Here is a 19,058-nt window from a genome sequence, read left to right on the forward strand (position 1 = left end):
CACCTAGGATGAAGTCATGGATCTCCGCGATGCCGCCCAACAGTTGTACGCCGTGCTTCCGCGTGAATTCACTGCGGAGCGGACAGCCTTGGCACGGCAAGCAAAGGAGGCAGGTGAGAAGGACCTCGCCAAGGAAATCGGCAGTTTGCCAAAGCCCGCTGCCGGCGCCTGGGCCATCAACATGCTTGCCGTCCACCAACCCGAGGTGATTGACGGCGTCGTGCGTTTTGGCGCTTCCCTCCGTGCAGCACAAGAGGAGGGAGATGCTGAAGCCTTCCGTGAACTTGGCCAGCAGCGCCAAGGCCAACTGACCTTGGCCGTCCATGCGGCAAAGGACCTGGCTAGCGGGCTGGGAGCGCCGCTCAGCGCGGCCGGCGCGGCCGATGTGGAGCAGACTTTTCGGGCGGTCATGGCCGACGCCGGCGCCGCCGCGGCGGTGGCGACCGGCAGGCTGGTGCGCGGGCTAAGCGGCAGCGGTTTCGAGTCCGTTGACCTGACAGACGCCGTCGCTGCAACAAATCCCGACGAGATCGCGGGTGTGGGCGAACCGCCAAAAGTGAAGCTGCCTGCCGAACCCAGACCGACCCCCCAGGGCAAGAAGAAACAAGGGTCACAGGCGAAAGGGAAAGCGCCCGCGGAAGCCGCAACGTCCCTGGCCGAACGCCGGGCCCAAAAGCGCCAGGCCGCGTTGGAGGAAGCCCGCACCGAGTTTGAGGCAGCCGATCAGGAAGCCACGGCGGCCGAAGAAGACGCATCCAAGGCGTGGAATGTTGTCAAGGAAGTCGCAGGCAGGCGCTCGGATGTCGAGGCTGAGATTGCCAAAGTAAAGAAGCGTTTAGCTTCCCTCGAAGCTGAGCTGATCGGCATCACCCGGGACGCCGAAGCCGCTGAGTCGCAGAAGAAGCTGGCAGTCCGGGCCGCCACGCAGCAACGACGCGCCGCGGACCAGGCCCGGCGGCGCGTCGAACGGTTGGCGTGACTAGTCCTTCTTTTTAATCGGCGACTTCTGCAGATTATGGGTTGCCGGGCCTTCCAGGTACTTGCCGTCGGGAGCGTATCTGGAACCGTGCAAGGGGCAATCCCAGGATTTCTCGGCGTCGTTCCAGCTCAGCAAGCCTCCCAAGTGGGCGCAGCTGGCCGACACCATACAGACATTGCCATCAACGGTAGACACAGCTGCCGGTTCACCCTTGTAAAGCCCGACGACGCCGCTCCCCTCCGGGGGACGGGTCTGGTCCGTGATTTCCGGATTGCTCCTGACCCTGGCTTTGTCCTCGACCATGCGCTTGGCGACGCTGGCATTGAGGCGAACGGCTTCCAAAGCGCCCTGGGGCGACGTAACGCGGTGGTGTATGACCTTGGCCCAATCAGACTGGCCGCCCAGAATGTCCGAAGTAATGGACAACGCGGCAGCTACTCCGTTGCTCATGCCCCACTTGTTGTAGCCGGTTCCGAAGAAGATGCGGCCGTGACCCCGGGGCATCTTGCCGAAGAAGGGAACGAGGTTGGTTGGCCGGTAGTCCTGGGCAGACCACGTATGGGTGACCTCCGCGCCCGGGTAATGCTGGTTGGCCCAGCCGAGAAGGTCATCCAGGTGCGCCTTGGGTGAGGCTGCCCGGCCGCCGGTATGTCCATAGCCACCTACCAGCAACAACTCACCCTCCGGCGTCGGGTGGGTGCGTTGGGAACGCGTAGGTGGATCAATGCTCAAGTACATTCCGCTCGGTGGCTGGGTTTCACCTGGAAGCCGAAGAGCCGCAGCGTATGACCGATTGGGTTCGAGCTTGGCGAAATAGAGTCCGCGGTCCAAGATTGGCGTGCCAGTAGCAATGACGACGGTGTCCGCGGTGAACGCCCCCTTTCGCGTGGATACTTCCACGGGAAGGTCAGAACCCACATTCTGTACCTGGACACCCTCAACAATTATTCCGCCGTGCTCCCGAATGTCCTTGGCGAGTGTCTCCAGGACTTCCATGGGGTGGATCTGCGCCTGGTCATCGAGTTCCAGTGCCTCAACCACAGGAAATGGCAGCCCGGGGTCACGGCTGAAGTGCACGTCCAAACCGGCGTCCCGTGAAACCGCAGCCTCCTTGCGCAGCCGCTGGCCGCCGTCGTCGGTGGTTGCGAACGTGACTGCCGTCCGGCGCTGAAACGCGATGCCTTGCTCTTCCATATACCGCATCAGCCACGCCTGGCCCGTACGATTCGCCTGCACATAGGCTTGCACCACTTTCAGCGAGTACTGGCCACGCAGGGCCGAGAGTGCCCCTCCTTGCAGGAGGCTTAGTTTGCCCGTGGTGTTGCCGGTGGTAACAGCCCCCAAGGTCCGCGCTTCCAAGACCGCCACACGCTGACCGGATCTGGACAACAGCAGAGCCGTCACCATTCCTGTGAGCCCGGCGCCCGCCACTATTGTGTCGAAGTGCTTTTCTTCGGGGATTGCATCGGACGTGAAGGTGGATTCCCTGTCCAACCACAGCGATTTCATCGAACAACCTGCCTCTCAATTCACGGAATTGGCGCCTGGCATGTGTTGATGAAAACGGTAGGCCGGTGACCCAGCCTTATCAAGGGGTCTGTGCTGCGAGTTGCGCGGCGCGGCGGAGCCATGGATCCGCGTCCCGGGACCACCGCTCCAGAACACGCACGGCGCGTTCCTTCGCCTGCCCGTCGAGCCTGGCGAGCAGGGGTTTGACCACGTCCGCCGCCAGAGGATCAGCAAGTTCTTCCGTGCCGGACTGCCTGATGAAGCCCTCAATGCGGGTCAGGTCCGTGTTGACCAGGATCCCCACTTTGGTTTGCAAGAGCACCACCGCAGCGAGCCGGCGTTCAAAGACCGGCTCATCCCACAGTTCCGAACTCAGGGCCGTGATGTCGTCATGGCTGAGGTTCTTGAACTTGTTCAAGCCATCGCGCACAGTTCCCCGGACAGCACCAATGGATGCGCCATACACCTTAAAGCTCTCGCCCAAGCGCCATCTGGCTTCCTCGGCCTTCTCCCACGACGACTCACGCTGGAGCGTGTAGTCCACGAACTCGGCGGCTTCACTCACGCGTCTATTTTGTCAGTGCCTCCTCCTAGCGTGACGACAACAGCAAACGACAGGAGACACATGCCGTCCCAAGAGCTCGCAACAGAACCCGGGAAAACAACAGCGTCGTTTCCAGGCGTTCCGGCTGCCTCCTCCATGCCGGACTGGTACCCCAGCTTGCTCGACACCGTGGCCCAGGAGGTCCGCACCGGCCGCACGCGCGCTGTGGCGGCTGTCAACAGCGAGTTGTTGAATTCGTATTGGAGCATCGGGCGGCAGCTCGTCGAACGCGAGTCGCAGCAAGGCTGGGGCGCCAAGGTGGTCACGCGCCTTTCCGCCGACATCCGGAACCGCTTCCCTGAAGCGAAAGGCTTCTCCCCCAGGAACTTGCGGTACATGAAGAGTTTCGCCCAGGCCTGGCCGGACTTCCCAATGTTGCAAGCGCCGCTTGCAACATTGCCCTGGTACCACCAGATCGCGTTGATGGAAAAGCTCGACGACGCCGCCACGCGGCTTTGGTACGCCGCGGCGGCCGCCCAGCATGGATGGTCCCGCAACGTCCTGGCGCACCAGATCGCCACCCGCTTGCACGAGCGGTCAGGGCAAGCCATTACCAACTTTGCTTCCACCATGGTGCGGGCGGACTCTGACCTGGCGCAGCAGGCCACCAAAGATCCCTACGTTTTCGACTTCCTGGCCATGACAGATCGGCACACGGAACGGGATCTGGAAGTGCAATTGGTGAAGCATGTGGAGAAATTCCTGCTCGAGCTGGGCCAAGGCTTCGCGTTTGTCGGCGAGCAGGTCCGGCTGGACATCGCCGGCGACGAATTCTTCGCGGACCTGCTCTTCTACCATTTGAAATTGCGCTGCTACATGGTCATTGAACTGAAGGCCGTGAAGTTCGAGCCCGGATTCCTGGGCCAGTTGGGCATGTACATGGCTGCGGTTGACGATCTCATGGCTCACCCGGACGACAAACCCACCATCGGCCTATTGCTCTGCAAAGAGAAGAACAGCGTGGTTGCCGAATACGCACTGCGTGGCTTCAACGCTCCGGTGGGGATCGCGGAGTGGCGAACCTCTCTGGCTGACTCCTTGCCTGATGAGTTGGTGGAAAGCCTGCCCAGCATCGAGACCCTGGAGGCCGAGTTGGCCAGGCGGGACGGTGTCCTGCCGGACTGACCTCAGACGTTTTCCTTGAACCAAGCCAAGGTGTCGTTCCAGGCAGCCGTAGCCTGGGCCTCGTAGTAGCGGTCGCTTGTGTCGTTGTGGAATGCATGGTCCACACCCGGGTACACCTTGAGTTGGTGCTTAACGTGCGTTGCGTCCAGGGCGTCCTTCAACTGCGGCATGGAACCGGTGATCCGCGCGTCTTTTTCAGCGTAGACACCAAAAACGGCGGCTTTGATGTTGGGCACCTTCGCAAGGTCCGGGGCTGGGCCGTAGAACGCGGAGGCTGCCTTCAGCCCCGGGATCTCAGTCGCTGCCTGCCAGGTGATGCCTCCACCAAAACAGAAGCCGACCATGGCAATGCGGCCCTTCTCCACGAAATCCTGGCCGTTCAGATACTCGAATGCAGCTTGGAAGTCGCCAACGTGCCGCTGGGCTCCTGCCTTGGTGAGCGCACCCGGGACAGCGTCTGGATCCATTGATGCGGTGCCACCCTCCCTGCTGAGGAGATCCAGCGCCAAAGCTGCGTAGCCTTCCTTGGCAAAACGCCGGGCGACGTCCTGGATGTGGGGCGTGAGGCCGCGGTTTTCGTGACAGATCAGGACGGCCGGGCCCGGCTTAGCATTCTGGGGCCTGGCGAGGTACCCGCCGATCTCGGCCCCTCCGGAAGTGAACTTCACGGTTTCTGTTTTCAGGCTAGCGGCCCCTTCCGGTACCGTCAGCGGACTCTTGGCGTTGGGGACCGCTGTAGTGTTTCCCGACGTTGCTGAGGCCGCGGGCATTGGGTCCCCGGTCTTTGGCACCTCGTCCGGTGTACAGCCCACCAGGGTCATAGCCGCCGCAGCCGCGGTCATGCTTCCCATGATGAACGCCACGCGCCTGGTGAAGGTCCCGTGGGACAGGTCGCCCGAGCGGTAATCGTCGTAGAACTCTTCGATCAAGTACTTTTCAAACTTCTCAAGTTGAACCACTTGCGTCCTCCCGAAGTTGGCCAACATCTTCCTCTGATGGACAGACGCGGGCAAGGGCGGGAAGGGTTCACGGACGGTTTCGATCTGCCGCCAAAATTCGCGCCGGTAATAATGTCGGTGGGTGCTGACATAGTGAAAATATGAGCCGGAGTCAGCAGATACAAGCCACCCAAGGGGTCGCCTCGGTGCCTGCACGTGCTCATGCAGGCAGCGTCAGCGGTGACCTGATAAATCAACTCCGTGCTCTTGAGGATATGAAGTCTGCCATCTCGGGCTTGCAGGCGAAGATAGCCGTGGCCTTTGACCTTGCCCAGCGTCAAGAGCAGGCAGCAGCGGGGCTTCCGGCTGCTGAACGGGGCCAAGGCGTATCAGCCCAGGTTGCCCTTGCCCGGCGGGAGTCTCCGAATAAGGGATCGCGTCTCCTTGGCTTCGCCAAAGCCTTGGTGACCGGAATGCCACGCACCCTGGCTGCGCTGGAGACCGGCCAGCTCAACGAGTGGCGGGCAACGCTGCTGGTGAAGGAAACAGCCTGCCTTTCTGTCGAAGACCGCTGTGCCGTTGACGAAGAACTCGCCGCCGACTCCGGAACCTTCGACGGCGCTGGAGACCGCGCCATAATCGCCGCAGTCAAAGCAGCCGCCTACCGCAGGGATCCGCGCTCGGTCACTCAACGCGCCGCCCATGCCGCCTCGGAACGGCATGTCAGCCTCCGCCCCGCGCCGGACACCATGACGTACCTGACCGCGCTGCTGCCCGTCGCGCAAGGCGTCGCCGCATACGCTGCCCTCACCCGGCACGCAGACTCCGCCCGCTCCGGCGGGGATAGCCGGTCCCGGGGCCAGGTCATGGCGGACGCCCTCGTCGAACGCATCACCGGTTCGCCTGCAGGGTTCTCTGGGATCGACCTTCAACTCGTCATGACCGACCGCACCTTGCTCCAAGGCGACGCGGAGCCCGCACGGCTGAACGGTTACGGCACAGTCCCAGCCGAATGGGCCAGGGAACTCTTGACTGGCAGTGACAGCAAGACAGACCAAGACTTCACCGTTTGGCTCCGACGACTGTTTACTTCACCAAGCACGGGCGAACTCCTCGCGACAGACTCACGGGCACGCCTCTTCCCCAAAGGAATGAGACGGTTCATCGAAACCCGCGACCACAGCTGCCGCACGCCCTATTGCGACGCACCCATCCGGCATATCGACCACATCATCCCCTGGCACAAAGACGGATCAACCAGCGCGGGCAACGGTGCCGGGCTCTGCGAACAATGCAACCACACCAAAGAGAACCCAGGGTGGAGGGCCAAACCAGAACCCGTAGGGAGACACACGTTGACGGTTACCACGCCCACCGGGCACAGCTACCGTTCCACCGCACCTCCATTACCAGGATATGAACGAGTACTGCAGGGGCAACTGCCTCGAAGTCCACGCCCGGGATAGCCATGTGGGAAAATTGCGGGCCGTTAGGGCTCAAAAACAAAGGTGAAGGTCCAGGCCATCATCGCCCTCAAGGCTGACTTCCCGCTTCCGCTTCTTCTTCAGGTCTCGGGTTTTGCCCGATCAACGTTTTTCTATCATCAGGCGTGCCTTCAAAACCCTGACCTGCAAGAGGAGCTCAGGTCCTCCATCACGGACATCTTTAAGAAGAACCATGGGCCGTACGGGCACCGGCGGGTTAGGGAACTGCTCAACCGTGGCTAGGCGGTGGCAAGAAAGACGATGCTGAAGTTGATGCGGGCTCTCGGTTTGCCCTACGTCTCGTGGCGCACTCTGGACATCTCAAGGAAAAACTCTTCCAGTTCGCACAAGCACGATCAGTCCGCATAAAGCTTTGCGATTACTCGTTCGAATACAGGGCGGACTTGGGATGGATGCCCGCCAGCATCTTCCGAAGCCACGGCGGCGTTGAGGAGAACGCTTAGTTCGTCAACAGACGTGATTCCCTTAGGCAACCGCAGATACCAGTCAAAGCCCCTTGGCCGAGGCTCAAAACCCGCTGCCACAAGGTAGTCATCCAAGAAGTCGTCAATAACCTCTTGGTCCTGGTCGGTGAAAGGGACTTTCTTGATCGTTGGGGAGCCCGCAGTTGCCGTAACAACCGAGGTCTCCTTTGGAATGCTGCGTTTGGGATTACGGACACCACGGCCAGGGCCAGCGACGGCAAGCACCAGCGCTTCCCACCCATTCTCAGGAAGTAAAACGAAGCCGGCCGGCGATGGCGTCGTCGAAAATTCATTCCACACGTGCACACCTCTGCGGTCGGATGAAGACTAAGACACAGACTCAAACTACATCAGCAACGACGAAGTCCCCGTCCCAAGTGGGACGGGGACTTCCTTGCAAAGCCGACGCCAGAGTGGAGCTCGCACGAGTCCAACTTCCGGGGACCAGTTCACGCAGAGCGTAAGGGGCCTTGAAGATACCGGGACCTGAACGGTCTTAGAACTCCCAGTCCTCATCCTCTGTGTTGACAGCCTTGCCAATCACGTAGGAGGAGCCCGAGCCGGAGAAGAAGTCGTGGTTCTCATCGGCATTCGGGGAAAGTGCCGACAGGATGGCCGGGTTCACGTCGGTGACGGAGGCCGGGAACATGGCCTCGTAGCCGAGGTTCATGAGGGCCTTGTTGGCGTTGTAGTGCAGGAACTTCTTGACGTCCTCGGCCAGGCCGACGCCGTCATAGAGGTCGTGCGTGTACTGGACTTCGTTTTCGTACAGCTCGAAGAGAAGCTCGAACGTGTAGTCCTTGATTTCCTGCTTGCGGGCCTCGGAAACCTTCTCCAGGCCCTTCTGGAACTTGTAGCCGATGTAATAACCGTGCACGGCCTCGTCACGAATGATGAGGCGGATGAGGTCGGCCGTGTTCGTGAGCTTGGCGCGCGAGGACCAGTACATGGGCAGGTAGAAGCCCGAGTAGAAGAGGAAGCTTTCCAGCAGCGTGGAGGCCACCTTGCGCTTCAGGGGGTCGTCGCCCTGGTAGTAGTCCATGACGATCTGCGCCTTCTTCTGCAGGTTCTCGTTCTCGAGCGACCAGCGGAAAGCGTCGTCAATCTCCTTGGTGGAGCACAGGGTGGAGAAGATGGACGAGTAGGACTTCGCGTGCACCGATTCCATGAAAGCGATGTTGGTGTACACGGCCTCTTCGTGCGGCGTCAGCGCATCCGGGATCAACGACACGGCGCCGACGGTCCCCTGGATGGTGTCCAGCAGGGTGAGACCCGTGAAAACGCGCATGGTGAGCTGCTGCTCTTCCGGCGTCAGCGTGTGCCACGACTGGACGTCGTTGGACAGCGGCACCTTTTCCGGAAGCCAGAAGTTGTTGACCAGTCGGTTCCAGACTTCCACGTCCTTGTCGTCCTGGATCTTGTTCCAGTTGATTGCTTCGACGTGGCTTAGCAGCTTGACCTTTTCGGTCATTTCATCCCCTTTTAGCGTTGGGTTCTTAAGGTAAGCGTACGACGGCGGGTGGTGACCCGCCGTCGTAATCTTTAGTTTTGCAAGCGGCAACTGCCGCAAGATATCAACCGATGCAGGTTGATCAGAGCATGCAGCTGACGCAGCCCTCAACCTCGGTCCCTTCCAGCGCGAGCTGGCGGAGACGGATGTAGTAGAGGGTCTTGATGCCCTTGCGCCATGCGTAGATCTGCGCCTTGTTGATGTCGCGCGTGGTGGCGGTGTCCTTGAAGAACAGCGTCAAGGACAGGCCCTGGTCCACGTGCTGCGTGGCAGCTGCGTAGGTGTCGATGATCTTCTCGTAGCCGATTTCGTACGCATCCTGGTAGTACTCCAGGTTGTCATTGGTCAGGTACGGAGCCGGGTAGTAGACGCGGCCAATCTTGCCTTCCTTGCGGATTTCAATCTTGGCAGCCACCGGGTGGATCGACGAGGTGGAGTTGTTGATGTAGCTGATGGAACCGGTGGGCGGCACGGCCTGCAGGTTCTGGTTGTAGATACCGTGCTCCATGACGGAAGCCTTCAGCTCGCGCCAGTCATCCTGGGTGGGAATGTGGTGGCCCGCGAAGAGCTCGCGGACACGCTCCGTTGCCGGAACCCATTCCTGCTCCGTGTACTTGTCGAAGAACTCGCCGGAAGCGTACGTGGACTTCTCGAAGCCGCCGAACTTCTGGCCGGTCTCGATGGCCAGACGGTTGGAGGCGCGCAGAGCGTGGAACAGCACCGTGTAGAAGTAGATGTTGGTGAAGTCCAGGCCCTCTTCGGAACCGTAGTGGACGTGCTCGCGGGCAAGGTAGCCGTGGAGGTTCATCTGGCCGAGGCCGATCGCGTGGCTCTGGGCGTTGCCCTGGGCGATGGACGGCACCGAGTTGATGTAGGACATGTCCGACACGGCGCTGAGGGCGCGGATGGACGTCTCGATCGAGAGACCGAAGTCCGGCGAATCCATGGTCTTGGCGATGTTCATGGAACCGAGGTTGCAGGAAATGTCCTTGCCCACGGTCTCGTAGCTTAGGTCTTCCGCGTAAATGGACGGCGATGAAACCTGCAGAATCTCCGAGCACAGGTTGCTCATGGTGATCTTGCCGTCGATCGGATTGGCCCGGTTCACGGTGTCCTCGAACATGATGTACGGGTAGCCGGACTCGAACTGGATCTCCGCGAGGGTCTGGAAGAACTCACGGGCACTGATCTTGGTCTTCTTGATCCGGGAATCGTCAACCATCTCGTAGTACTTCTCCGTGACGGAAATGTCGGAGAAGGGGACGCCATAGACGCGCTCGACGTCGTACGGGGAGAAGAGGTACATGTCCTCGTTCTTCTTGGCGAGCTCGAACGTGATGTCCGGGATCACCACGCCCAGGGAGAGCGTCTTGATGCGGATCTTCTCGTCGGCGTTCTCGCGCTTGGTGTCCAGGAAGCGGTAGATGTCCGGGTGGTGTGCGTGCAGGTACACGGCACCTGCACCCTGGCGGGCACCAAGCTGGTTGGCGTAGGAGAAGCTGTCTTCGAGGAGCTTCATCACGGGGATGACGCCGGAGGACTGGTTTTCGATCTGCTTGATCGGGGCGCCGTGCTCACGGATGTTGGTGAGCGAAAGGGCAACACCGCCGCCGCGCTTGGAGAGCTGCAGTGCGGAGTTGATAGCGCGTGCAATCGACTCCATGTTGTCTTCGATGCGGAGCAGGAAGCAGGAGACGAGCTCGCCGCGCTGGGCCTTGCCTGCATTCAGGAAAGTGGGGGTCGCCGGCTGGAAACGGCCATCGATGATTTCGTCAACAAGGCGGCTGGCAAGTTCTTCGTTACCACGGGCAAGGTGCAAGGCAACCATGCAGACGCGGTCTTCGTAGCGCTCAAGGAAGCGCTTGCCGTCGAAAGTCTTCAGTGTGTAGGACGTGTAGAACTTGAAGGCGCCAAGGAAGGTCTCGAAGCGGAACTTCTTCTTGTATGCACGGTTGAAGAGCTCACGGATGAAGTTCATCGTGTACTGGTCAAGGGTTTCGCGCTCGTAGTACTGGTTCTTCACCAGGTAGTCGAGCTTCTCTTCCAGGTCGTGGAAGAACACGGTGTTGTTGTTCACGTGCTGCAGGAAGTACTGGTGCGCGGCTTCACGGTCGGCTTCAAACTGGATCTCGCCGTTGGGGCCATACAGGTTCAGCATGGCGTTGAGCTCGTGATAGCCCAGACCCTTATACGCCTCCGGCAGTGGCTTCTTGGCCGTTTCCACAGTGCCCCCGGTTACTTCTATTTCTGCGACAGTAGTGTCCAAAACTTTTCCAATCCTTGATTGACCCGATCGACGTCTTCCGGCGTCCCCATGAGTTCAAACCTGTAGAGATGCGGTACGTTGCACTTGGCGGCGATGATGTCTCCCGCTGCGCAATAGTTGTCCGCGAAGTTGGTGTTTCCTGCACCGATAACACCACGGATCAGTTCCCTGTTCCGTGGGTTGTTGAGAAACCTGATGACCTGCTTGGGCACTGAGCCTTCGCCGTTCGTGCCGCCGTAAGTCGGCAGGACGAGGACAAAGGGTTCAAGTGCTTGAAGCGGAGCATCGTGCGCATAGAGCGGGATGCGCGCCGCATCCCTGCCCAATTTCTGGACAAAGCGCTTGGTGTTCTCAGATGTCGAGGAAAAGTAGATGAGGTGACTCCTCGTGGTCACAGTGTCCGTGTCGCTGCGCACGGATGCCGTTGCCAGCGGTGCCATGGGAGTCACCTCGACTACATAGGAATTCTTGCTTGCTGTGGTGGCGAAGTCCGAAAGGAAACTTAGGCCACGGAGGAAACGGCCTGGGCCAGTTCCTCGATCTTGTCCGGGCGGAATCCAGACCAGTGGTCCTGCTCGGTCACGACGACAGGAGCCTGCATGTACCCCAGCGCCTTGAGGCGTTCGAGTGCCTCGGCGTCCTGGGAGATGTCGACACTCTGGTAGGCAATGCCCTTCTTGTCGAGTGCCCGGTAGGTTGCGTTGCACTGAACACAGGCCGGCTTCGTGTAAACCGTAACGGTCATGATCCCTGTCCCCTTAGTTGAAGTCTGTCGCTCTTCGTATCTGGCGGGCTCAACCGGAACTGAATACTGAATCCGATACCGGCCCGCAGGCTGCTGTGGCAGCCAACACGCTTATTTAGTCTTGTGCTGGTTTCCCGCTCAATCCGTAAACCGATACTACATGTAGTGCAAGCGCCTCGCCGGGACCCCAAGATGATGTATTACAAGTATGTCATTCAATCCACCGCTCGTCCACAGGGCAGGTGCCTCAAAATGTCCGTGATTCCGCCAAAGTGAGAGATGAAATCCACACCCTGTGGACTACTTAGCCACATTTAATCTCCAGCGTGTCGCCGGGTTCCGGCGTGTCGTGACACTTTGAAAATGTGGCGTGGCGAACAGCTAAAATCTGCTGATGGTCAATCTTCTCCATCTCAGGACCCTGCTGGAGGTCACCCGACTGGGTTCCTTCGCTGCAGCGGCCGCGCAGCTTGGCTATACAGCCTCCGCCGTTTCCCAACAGATGGCCGCGCTGGAACGGGATACCGGCGTCGAACTGTTCCAGCGTTCCGCGAGGAGCGTCGTTCCCACCGAAGCGGCTGTCACCATGACGCGGCACGCGTCCAAGGTACTGACCGACGTCGAAGCACTGATGGCGGCAGCATCAAGGACCAACGATGCGCCAGCCCAGGAATTGCGGCTCGGCATCTTCCCGAGCCTTGCCACGTATGTGCTGCCGGACATCCTCAGGAATGAGCGGTGGAACGGACTGGGCATAGAGCTGCGGGTATCAGTCGCTGAGCCGGCGCAGACCATCCAGGGACTGCGCAGTGGCGGAGAATTGGACGTCGCCCTCGTGTACCAGGTGGGACAGTCCGGATTGGCGTGGCCACATTCCCTGGAGCGGCAATGGATCGGCGACGACGACTTCCGCGTGGTGCTGCCCGCTTCATGGAAAATCCGCGAGGACGCCGAGATTGAGGCCGCGCACCTCTCGGACATGCCGTGGATCATCCACCACCCGGGCACCAGCGACGCCCTGGTGATCGAACGCTTGTTTGCCAGCTGCAACCTGCATCCCCGCGTCGTGGCTTACAGTGACGATTTCCACGCCAGCCTGGAGATGACCGCGGCTGGCCTGGGCGCTTCGCTGGTACCGGAACTGGCGTTGCGCAACAGGCCACCCGGCGTCGTGGTCCTTGACGTCCCGGACATCCGGCTGGCACGAAACGTGTTCGCGCTGCTCATCAACGAAAAGCGCACAGCGCAAGTGCAACTGTTTACGCAACTCCTGGCCGACACCCTCCGTGGCACCTCCGAAAAGAGCGGTTTGCACCCCCTGAAATCAGCGCCTGTCAAGGGTCCGCAGCGTCGGAGGTGAATTCTTCCCAATTGCTGGAACCGGCCCCATGTTGGGGTTAGATTGATCACATGGGCAAGGTAGCGAGCACACATTTTGGGGAGATCGAGCTCAATCACGGGCGTGAACATTGCTTCGTGACCAAACACGAACTCGGCGGCAATCAGCTTGAGCTGGACCTCAACGTCACGGCGCAGGACCACTTCGACGAGGCTGCCATGCACAAGGTGGACTATCGTTTGCGCTTCCTGCCGGAGCTGGTTGACCAGGTCCGGGAGATGATCGCCGATGAGCTTGACCAGGACGGCACCAACCCGCAGCAGTTCCTGCATTTCCATAGTTCCCAGCTCAAGGAAGAGCAGCTCGAATCGGTTTTCGGGGTCAGGGACAAGTCCCAGCTCACCAACGACGTCTTCCTCAAAGCCCTCAAACTGGGTCATGTGGCCATCTACCCTGGCCAGCCCGAGCGCTACTTCGTCCTGGACTTCACCCTCGGCTCGCACTTCACGGATGAGCTGCTGGTAGTGGCCGCCGATGAAGACGGCGTGGTGGACGACGAAATCCTTTGGGAGTCGTGAAGGACACGTCCTTAATCGCAAGACGGTGGCGGGGAGAAGCGGCCAGGTGCGTTTATCTTGCGTATTCCTGGCGGAGGGCCATGGTGCTTACGCGGCCAGCCGGCCGGGATGGCCGCGGCAGCGCAAGCTTGTCCAGCACGTCCAGGGCGTCAGCGTGCTCATTGAAGGTGTACAAGTGAATGCCCGGTGCGCCGGCATCCAATGCTGCATTGGCAAGATCCACGGTGGCCGCGACGCCGATCCGCCGACACTCTGCTTCAGTGTCCACGGCAGCGAGGCGCTCCACGAGTTCCACGGAAGGGTCGACGCCGGCTAGCTCACCGAGGCGCTTCAGCCGCCGGAGACTGGTGAGCGGCATGACACCGGGGATGATCGGAATGGTGACCCCCGCCCGACGTGCACGGGTAACCAGATCAGAGTATTCGTTCGCGTGGAAGAAGACCTGCGTGATCGCGAAGTCTGCACCGGAACGCTGCTTGGCCAGGAGAACTTCGACGTCGTGTCCCACACTCGGCGATTCAGGATGCCTGGTGGGGTACGCGGCCACTCCGACAGCGATCTTGCCGGCGCAAAGAAGTGCTGAACGACGCTGCTCCACGCGGCGGATCAGTTCGATCAGATCCTGGGCATACCTGAGTGAGCCGCTGGCAGGCCGGCTTCCTTCCTTGGGCAGATCCCCGCGCAGTGCCAGGATGCCACGGACGCCGTGGTCCAGGAGCTCGCCAATGATCTCCGCCAGTTCCGCCGGTGTGTTGCCTACACACGTCAAGTGGGCCAAAGGCCGAAGCGTGGTTTCGAGCAGGAGGCGGTTGATGAGGTCAACGGCGGTATCCCGGTTGGATCCACTGGCGCCGTACGTCACGGAGACGTAGTCCGGCTCGGTGGCTTCGAGTTCACGGATCGTGGTCCACAGGGTTTCTGCGGCCGCCGGGGAGCGAGGGGGAAACAGCTCGTAGGAAAGTGCTACGGGCGCCGCTCCGGCGGGGTTGGAATGTAGGTCAAGGCTTGGTGGCGACATTTGCGTCCTGGCTGTTCGTCATCGAACGTCACCCCATGGATCCAAGGAAACCATTGATTGCATGATCGATGAATTGAGTTTGGGATACACGAAAGAACTCCAGCAGGACGCAGCAGCGACTGGTACGCCTCGAATGAAGCTTTCCGTGTGCAAATGTCAGGCCCACATGGGGGCACCCACACCCTCCTCACCGCCCTTGCGGGGCGGATCCAACGGAGGATCGCTGACACGTTACCGCGGTAACTTGTTTACGACTGTAGGTCGTGGGCGCCGGGCGGTTCAACTCGACCACCGAATTAAGACGCGGTTTTACGATCCGTGAAGATGGATCTGTGAACTTTGTTCGCCGAAAGGCGATCTGCAGTGGAAATCCTCCTGCAGGTGAAAGCTTCACCAGGGCTTGTCTACGCCGGACTCATTCCCGGGGCTGCGTAGATACTCCTCGCGTTCCTGCCCTTCTGCCCGCTCCCGTTGGGCCTCTTGCGCGTTCTTTCCCAGCTTCTGGAGTTGCTCCTGCTGTTGGTCAGGCGGCGTATCCTTGGCTGGCTTCTCCGCATCGGCCCTTCCGTCGGAGCCCGAAGCCATCTTGGCTTTAAGCCGATCAGCAGCTGAATCCAGGGCCTTCCCCTCTCCGGACGAATTTCCGGGACCTTCCTGCGCACACTGGGCAGGTGAGGACTCGATGACGTCCAACGCTTCACGAAACAACGTGGCTGCCGTCGGCTTACTGCCTGCCGACAGGGCAGCATCACCCAGTTTCTCGACGCTCAACACCAGATTGACCCGCACCTGGCATTCATCCTGGCCGGCGCCGGCATCCAACGCCGCCTCGAAGTCCTTCCGCGCCGCAGTGAAGTCGCCTGCTAGAACATGGGCGTCGCCGGACGCAAAGTAGGCTTTGTGCGGCTCGAACAAGTTTGCAACCAGCAGCCAGGAAGCGGCCCTGGCTGCGCCATCCTGATCGGAGGTTTCGAAGGCACGTGCAGCGTAGCCACCCAAGGGACCCACGCTCAGGAGTTTCGCTGCCACGGCGAGCGCAAGCAGAGCCGGTGGAGCGGACCACAGCGCGAGGCGGCGTCTCCGGCGTCGAACATTGTTCACGCCAGTGGCTCCTTGGCTTTCGGGGGCAGTCTTTGACCCCGCACTTCCCGCAGCGCGATGAGATGACGCACGGGTTCGTGAAGGGCCAGCAGGAATCCGGCGAGCGCCAGGAGCCAGTAGAGTTCCACGCGGCCGGGTCCGTCGTCGTTGGTAGGCGTGAGGGCTCCGGGCTGGGCTTTGGCAAGCATGTCAGCCGAGGGTTGGCTCCCGGTCCGGTGGACGTATGGGACCTGGAGTTGGCTTGCGATGTTTTGCAGTTGCCCTTCGTCGATCCTGGACACTGCATCCTCGCCCGAGCCCTTGTCCTGCAGATACCGGGCTTCGGTGTCCGAGGTGTCCTTCATCCGGCCGCCCTGCCCGGTGCCGTAACCGAGCACCGCTCCCCCGCTGACGCTGTTCGCATCCACCGGCAGCGGCACTGGTGCCTCGGCGGCCGTGTTCTCGCCGTCCCCGGCGTAGAACACTAATGCTGGACGTCCTGGGTGCTGCTCCCGGGCGGCCGCGAGCCTGTCTTTGAGCAACGCTCCCGCACCCGTAACGCTGCTGCCGTTGGCGTACCGCGGGTTTTGCGGCTGCACTGTTGTCATAGCGGTTTGCAGCGCGGTGGCATCCTGGCTCAACGGCATGCGGACGGTCGCCTTGTTGTCGAAAGTGATGAGGGAAAACCTGGCGCCCGCTAGTTCCTTGGCGATGGCCATCACGTCGCTCGTCGCCCCTGACAAGCGGGTGCCTGTGCCGTTGTAGTCCTCGGCGGCCATGCTGGTGCTGGTATCGACAACGAAGAAGACGTCCACGTCCGCGAGGGCGGTCCTTGCCTCGCTGCCGGGCCACCCAGGTCGTAGTGCGGCAAGGACCAGAAGCACGACGGCGGCGCCCCGGACGGCGGCTGGCCGCACCGACCCTTTTGGTCCGGTGCTGCCGGGGACCGGCCCGCGAACGATAGCCCACAGGGTGAGGGCTATGATCCCGGCGCCTATGGCAGCGAGGAGCGCCCACGGAACAATTGGCAGAAGTGTCACGGGTTCAGCCTCCATGCCAGGATCACCATTCCGGCACCTGCCAGCAGCGCAATCCCAAGCGGCAGCGCCGGGCTATCGCTCACTACAACCTGGGGCGCGGCCAGGTAGCTGCTGGCCTCGGTCTCCTGCACTTTCTGGACTATCCCTGGCACCGCATCAGGACTGTCCAGAGCGAAGTAGGTGCCGCCCGTTCCTTCGGCAACCGCCTTGAGTTGGCCACCAGGCTGATCAGCTTGATCTCCGTAGTCAAAGTCGCCGGGGTTCAATGCATACACCTTGACGTTCTTGCTCCGGGCCAGCTCCCCGGCCTGCTGCAGGGTGAAGATGGGGTCCCCTGAGAGGAAGTTGTCAGTCGCCAGCACAACAGACCGCGAGCGCTTGGCGTTGCCGGCCTCCGCGTCAACATCCGGGAAGCCTTGCACGCAGGATGCCAGGCCGTCGCCGATCAGGGAGGATCCTCCCCCGTTCCATGTCCCGTCGAAGAAGGATCCTGCCCCGCTGTCCAGGGCCTTCTGGGCTGCGGTGAGCTGTTCGGCCGCATAGTCGTAGTCGTCTGTCAGCGGGAACAGTTGGACGCTGCTGCTATCGAAGATCACCATGCCGATGCGCTCGCCATCGAATTGCCGGGCGAGTTCCTGGAACACTTTGGCGATGGCGGCGTCCGTACTGGTCATGGATCCTGAAACATCCAGGCAGAGGATGATGTCCCGGTTCCGGATTTCGGGCTGCTCTGTGGTGCGCTGGGCAGGTCTTGCAGCGGCTGTGGCTGTGGCCGCCAGAAACAATGCACCCAAGGCCACGGCGAGGACCAATGTGGCCTTGTACCGCCGCAGCACGTTTTGGTACTCGGGAAGGTCGGTGAGGCGCTCGCCGTGTGCCACTGGCCTGCCCGTCTGCGGCCGACGCCGGATCAACAGTCGGGCGGCAATCACCAGTGCCAGGGCAGCAAGGGGAAGAATCCACCAGTAAGTCAGTTCCACGCCCGCACCACCTGGCGTGCGGTGTTTGCGGAGTCCCGAACGGATTGCATGGCTACGGGCGCAAATTCGTTGGGGTAGATCAAGGCGATACCCACGGCGAACTGATCCAGTCCGTTGCGGCGCAATTCCTCCAGTGTCATGGAAGTGGCCGGAAGGCCTGTGGCTGCACCCGCAAATTCCCGCACGAGGAGGCTGAGTCGCTGGTGGGCGTCGCGCCCGGGGAGGCGGCCGGCGTCGGCCTCCCTTTCGAGGGTATCTATTGCTGACAGGCAGCTGGCCCGCAACGTTTCCAGATCGTGTGACGTCCCGTGCGCGCCTGCCGGTGTCTTTGGTGCTGCTTTGCGAACAGGCCACAGGATCCATCCGTACCAGCATGCTACGAGCAGCAGCAGCACCAAGCCCAGCCATAGCCACAGCTGCTGGTATTGAAGGGGCGCGTAGAAGCCGGCGTTATCCTGCACGGTTGCTATCCTTGGCGGACTTCGCGCCCGAGCGGTGCTTCTCCAGGAGCGCGAACACCGCCGTGAGGACGTCGCCCGTGGCGCCAACCGACTGCTCAGCAATGCCGAGCCTGCGGAAGAAGACGCTGCGCTCCTCCTCACGTTTTCGCATTGCGGTGGCGTATGCCGCACGAACAACGCTGTTCCCCGCCACCAGCGCAGGGATCCGCTGGCCGTTCCCGACGTCGAAGCTGGCCTCCTGCGTAGGCGCCGGGTTCCCCGGTTCCCTTGCCATGCGGGCGTCGAGGATAGTGAGCCAGAGGACTTCGTGCCGGGCCCTCAGGCGCCGGAGTAGCATTTCGGTGTGGGCGTCGGGCCTAAACTCATCGGCGAGAACGGCAATGAGCAGGCGGCCTTTCAAGTACCTCAGCGCGTAGTCGAGTTGCGCTGTGATGGCGCTCGCCGGCCCATCCAGGGAAATGCCGGCCTCCACTTCCCGGAGCAGCCGCTCCAGGTGCTGTTCACCGCTTTGGGGCGGGAGGTAGCGAGAGGTGAGGGCCGAGCCGTGCAGGAGTCCGACGTCGTCCCCGTGCCTGCAGGCGAGATAGCCCAGCACGCCGGCAGCGTCAACGGCAATGTCTTTTTTGGATTCACCGGAGGCGGCGTGGGCTGCCATGTTCCGTCCTGCGTCCACGAGCAGCAGCACCGAGTGACGGCGGACGGCCACGTAGCGTTTGACCAGCGGTGATCCGTGGCGGGCAGTGGCTTTCCAATCAATGTCCCTGACTTCGTCGCCAGGTACGTACGAGCGCAATTCGTCAAAGTCCAGGCTGCGGCCCTTGAAGACAGAACCGTATTCGCCATCCAACAGGGTGAGGGTCCTGCGATGGGCGAAGATGAACATCTTCGACTTCACGCGTCGGAGGAGGCTGGGCATC

Annotated in this window: 19 protein-coding genes; 5 read left to right on the plus strand and 14 right to left on the minus strand. The window is 61.3% G+C overall.

Annotated elements, in window-relative coordinates; genetic code table 11:
* Nucleotides 1-16 precede the first annotated feature (16 nt).
* Nucleotides 17-979, plus strand: coding sequence for a hypothetical protein (locus LDN90_RS14020; RefSeq protein WP_223946225.1), 963 nt, complete (start codon nucleotides 17-19; stop codon nucleotides 977-979).
* On the opposite strand, the gene LDN90_RS14025 is transcribed toward LDN90_RS14020, so the two are convergent.
* Both LDN90_RS14025 and LDN90_RS14030 read right to left on the minus strand, forming a co-directional pair.
* Nucleotides 980-2,488 carry an FAD-dependent oxidoreductase gene (locus LDN90_RS14025; RefSeq protein WP_223946226.1) on the minus strand — a complete coding sequence of 503 codons (1,509 nt, stop codon included), beginning with the start codon at nucleotides 2,486-2,488 and terminating at the stop codon, nucleotides 980-982.
* A 79-nt stretch (nucleotides 2,489-2,567) separates the two neighbouring features.
* Nucleotides 2,568-3,053 carry a DNA alkylation repair protein gene (locus tag LDN90_RS14030; protein WP_223946227.1) on the minus strand — a complete coding sequence of 162 codons (486 nt, stop codon included), beginning with the start codon at nucleotides 3,051-3,053 and terminating at the stop codon, nucleotides 2,568-2,570.
* Between the two features lie 60 nt (nucleotides 3,054-3,113).
* On the opposite strand from LDN90_RS14030, the gene LDN90_RS14035 reads away from it, so the two are divergent.
* Nucleotides 3,114-4,217 (plus strand): PDDEXK nuclease domain-containing protein, encoded by a 1,104-nt coding sequence (locus LDN90_RS14035; RefSeq protein ID WP_216925517.1) that lies wholly within the window; start codon nucleotides 3,114-3,116, stop codon nucleotides 4,215-4,217.
* A 2-nt stretch (nucleotides 4,218-4,219) separates the two neighbouring features.
* On the opposite strand, the gene LDN90_RS14040 is transcribed toward LDN90_RS14035, so the two are convergent.
* Nucleotides 4,220-5,176: a dienelactone hydrolase family protein gene (locus LDN90_RS14040; RefSeq protein ID WP_223946228.1), complete on the minus strand. Its 957-nt coding sequence runs from the start codon at nucleotides 5,174-5,176 to the stop codon at nucleotides 4,220-4,222.
* Between the two features lie 140 nt (nucleotides 5,177-5,316).
* Here LDN90_RS14040 and LDN90_RS14045 point away from each other — a divergent pair, with 140 nt between their 5' ends.
* Nucleotides 5,317-6,621 carry an HNH endonuclease signature motif containing protein gene (locus LDN90_RS14045; RefSeq protein WP_223946229.1) on the plus strand — a complete coding sequence of 435 codons (1,305 nt, stop codon included), beginning with the start codon at nucleotides 5,317-5,319 and terminating at the stop codon, nucleotides 6,619-6,621.
* A 374-nt stretch (nucleotides 6,622-6,995) separates the two neighbouring features.
* On the opposite strand, the gene LDN90_RS14050 is transcribed toward LDN90_RS14045, so the two are convergent.
* The 5 genes from LDN90_RS14050 to nrdH all read right to left on the minus strand — a co-directional run bounded on the left by LDN90_RS14050 (nucleotide 6,996) and on the right by nrdH (nucleotide 11,645).
* The gene (locus LDN90_RS14050) at nucleotides 6,996-7,424 is read right to left on the minus strand and encodes a DUF5956 family protein (protein ID WP_223946230.1); all 429 of its coding nucleotides are present in this window, start codon (nucleotides 7,422-7,424) and stop codon (nucleotides 6,996-6,998) included.
* Nucleotides 7,425-7,620: 196 nt separating this feature from the next.
* Nucleotides 7,621-8,595 carry a class 1b ribonucleoside-diphosphate reductase subunit beta gene (gene nrdF, locus LDN90_RS14055; protein ID WP_216925513.1) on the minus strand — a complete coding sequence of 325 codons (975 nt, stop codon included), beginning with the start codon at nucleotides 8,593-8,595 and terminating at the stop codon, nucleotides 7,621-7,623.
* A gap of 121 nt (nucleotides 8,596-8,716) precedes the next feature.
* Entirely contained in the window at nucleotides 8,717-10,837 is a 2,121-nt protein-coding gene (gene nrdE / locus LDN90_RS14060; protein WP_216925649.1) for a class 1b ribonucleoside-diphosphate reductase subunit alpha, read from the minus strand.
* Nucleotides 10,838-10,875: 38 nt separating this feature from the next.
* Entirely contained in the window at nucleotides 10,876-11,340 is a 465-nt protein-coding gene (gene nrdI, locus LDN90_RS14065; protein ID WP_223946231.1) for a class Ib ribonucleoside-diphosphate reductase assembly flavoprotein NrdI, read from the minus strand.
* A 62-nt stretch (nucleotides 11,341-11,402) separates the two neighbouring features.
* Nucleotides 11,403-11,645 (minus strand): glutaredoxin-like protein NrdH, encoded by a 243-nt coding sequence (gene nrdH, locus LDN90_RS14070; RefSeq protein WP_011775022.1) that lies wholly within the window; start codon nucleotides 11,643-11,645, stop codon nucleotides 11,403-11,405.
* A gap of 394 nt (nucleotides 11,646-12,039) precedes the next feature.
* Between nrdH and LDN90_RS14075 the strand changes: the two genes are divergently transcribed.
* Both LDN90_RS14075 and LDN90_RS14080 read left to right on the plus strand, forming a co-directional pair.
* The gene (locus LDN90_RS14075; protein WP_216925511.1) at nucleotides 12,040-13,005 is read left to right on the plus strand and encodes a LysR family transcriptional regulator; all 966 of its coding nucleotides are present in this window, start codon (nucleotides 12,040-12,042) and stop codon (nucleotides 13,003-13,005) included.
* 50 nt (nucleotides 13,006-13,055) lie between these two features.
* The gene (locus LDN90_RS14080; RefSeq protein ID WP_216925510.1) at nucleotides 13,056-13,562 is read left to right on the plus strand and encodes a DUF2004 domain-containing protein; all 507 of its coding nucleotides are present in this window, start codon (nucleotides 13,056-13,058) and stop codon (nucleotides 13,560-13,562) included.
* 52 nt (nucleotides 13,563-13,614) lie between these two features.
* Here the strand turns inward: LDN90_RS14080 and LDN90_RS14085 are convergent, their stop codons facing one another.
* The 6 genes from LDN90_RS14085 to LDN90_RS14110 all read right to left on the minus strand — a co-directional run bounded on the left by LDN90_RS14085 (nucleotide 13,615) and on the right by LDN90_RS14110 (nucleotide 19,057).
* Complete coding sequence (locus tag LDN90_RS14085; RefSeq protein ID WP_223946232.1) at nucleotides 13,615-14,580, minus strand: methylenetetrahydrofolate reductase; 966 nt, start codon at nucleotides 14,578-14,580, stop codon at nucleotides 13,615-13,617.
* A 390-nt stretch (nucleotides 14,581-14,970) separates the two neighbouring features.
* Entirely contained in the window at nucleotides 14,971-15,681 is a 711-nt protein-coding gene (locus tag LDN90_RS14090) for a hypothetical protein (RefSeq protein ID WP_223946233.1), read from the minus strand.
* Nucleotides 15,678-16,700 (minus strand): VWA domain-containing protein, encoded by a 1,023-nt coding sequence (locus LDN90_RS14095; protein ID WP_223946234.1) that lies wholly within the window; start codon nucleotides 16,698-16,700, stop codon nucleotides 15,678-15,680. Before LDN90_RS14095 ends, LDN90_RS14090 begins: the two co-directional genes overlap by 4 nt.
* Nucleotides 16,697-17,680: a VWA domain-containing protein gene (locus tag LDN90_RS14100; protein WP_223946235.1), complete on the minus strand. Its 984-nt coding sequence runs from the start codon at nucleotides 17,678-17,680 to the stop codon at nucleotides 16,697-16,699. Before LDN90_RS14100 ends, LDN90_RS14095 begins: the two co-directional genes overlap by 4 nt.
* Nucleotides 17,671-18,141, minus strand: a complete 471-nt coding sequence (locus LDN90_RS14105) for a hypothetical protein (RefSeq protein WP_223946236.1) — start codon at nucleotides 18,139-18,141, stop codon at nucleotides 17,671-17,673. Before LDN90_RS14105 ends, LDN90_RS14100 begins: the two co-directional genes overlap by 10 nt.
* Nucleotides 18,131-19,057 (minus strand): DUF58 domain-containing protein, encoded by a 927-nt coding sequence (locus LDN90_RS14110; RefSeq protein ID WP_223946237.1) that lies wholly within the window; start codon nucleotides 19,055-19,057, stop codon nucleotides 18,131-18,133. Before LDN90_RS14110 ends, LDN90_RS14105 begins: the two co-directional genes overlap by 11 nt.
* Nucleotide 19,058 lies beyond the last annotated feature (1 nt).

The organism is Arthrobacter sp. NtRootA1 (assembly GCF_019976975.1).
Classification (GTDB): domain Bacteria; phylum Actinomycetota; class Actinomycetes; order Actinomycetales; family Micrococcaceae; genus Arthrobacter; species Arthrobacter aromaticivorans.

Coding starts and splice junctions, on each gene's coding strand:
- nrdI (WP_223946231.1), bottom strand. CDS start 11,340: ATGGCACCGCTGGCAACGGCATCCGTGCGCAGCGACACGGACACTGTG.
- LDN90_RS14035 (WP_216925517.1), top strand. CDS start 3,114: ATGCCGTCCCAAGAGCTCGCAACAGAACCCGGGAAAACAACAGCGTCG.
- LDN90_RS14110 (WP_223946237.1), bottom strand. CDS start 19,057: ATGCCCAGCCTCCTCCGACGCGTGAAGTCGAAGATGTTCATCTTCGCC.
- nrdF (WP_216925513.1), bottom strand. CDS start 8,595: ATGACCGAAAAGGTCAAGCTGCTAAGCCACGTCGAAGCAATCAACTGG.
- LDN90_RS14045 (WP_223946229.1), top strand. CDS start 5,317: ATGAGCCGGAGTCAGCAGATACAAGCCACCCAAGGGGTCGCCTCGGTG.
- LDN90_RS14025 (WP_223946226.1), bottom strand. CDS start 2,488: ATGAAATCGCTGTGGTTGGACAGGGAATCCACCTTCACGTCCGATGCA.
- nrdH (WP_011775022.1), bottom strand. CDS start 11,645: ATGACCGTTACGGTTTACACGAAGCCGGCCTGTGTTCAGTGCAACGCA.
- LDN90_RS14020 (WP_223946225.1), top strand. CDS start 17: ATGGATCTCCGCGATGCCGCCCAACAGTTGTACGCCGTGCTTCCGCGT.
- LDN90_RS14075 (WP_216925511.1), top strand. CDS start 12,040: ATGGTCAATCTTCTCCATCTCAGGACCCTGCTGGAGGTCACCCGACTG.
- LDN90_RS14085 (WP_223946232.1), bottom strand. CDS start 14,580: ATGTCGCCACCAAGCCTTGACCTACATTCCAACCCCGCCGGAGCGGCG.
- LDN90_RS14080 (WP_216925510.1), top strand. CDS start 13,056: ATGGGCAAGGTAGCGAGCACACATTTTGGGGAGATCGAGCTCAATCAC.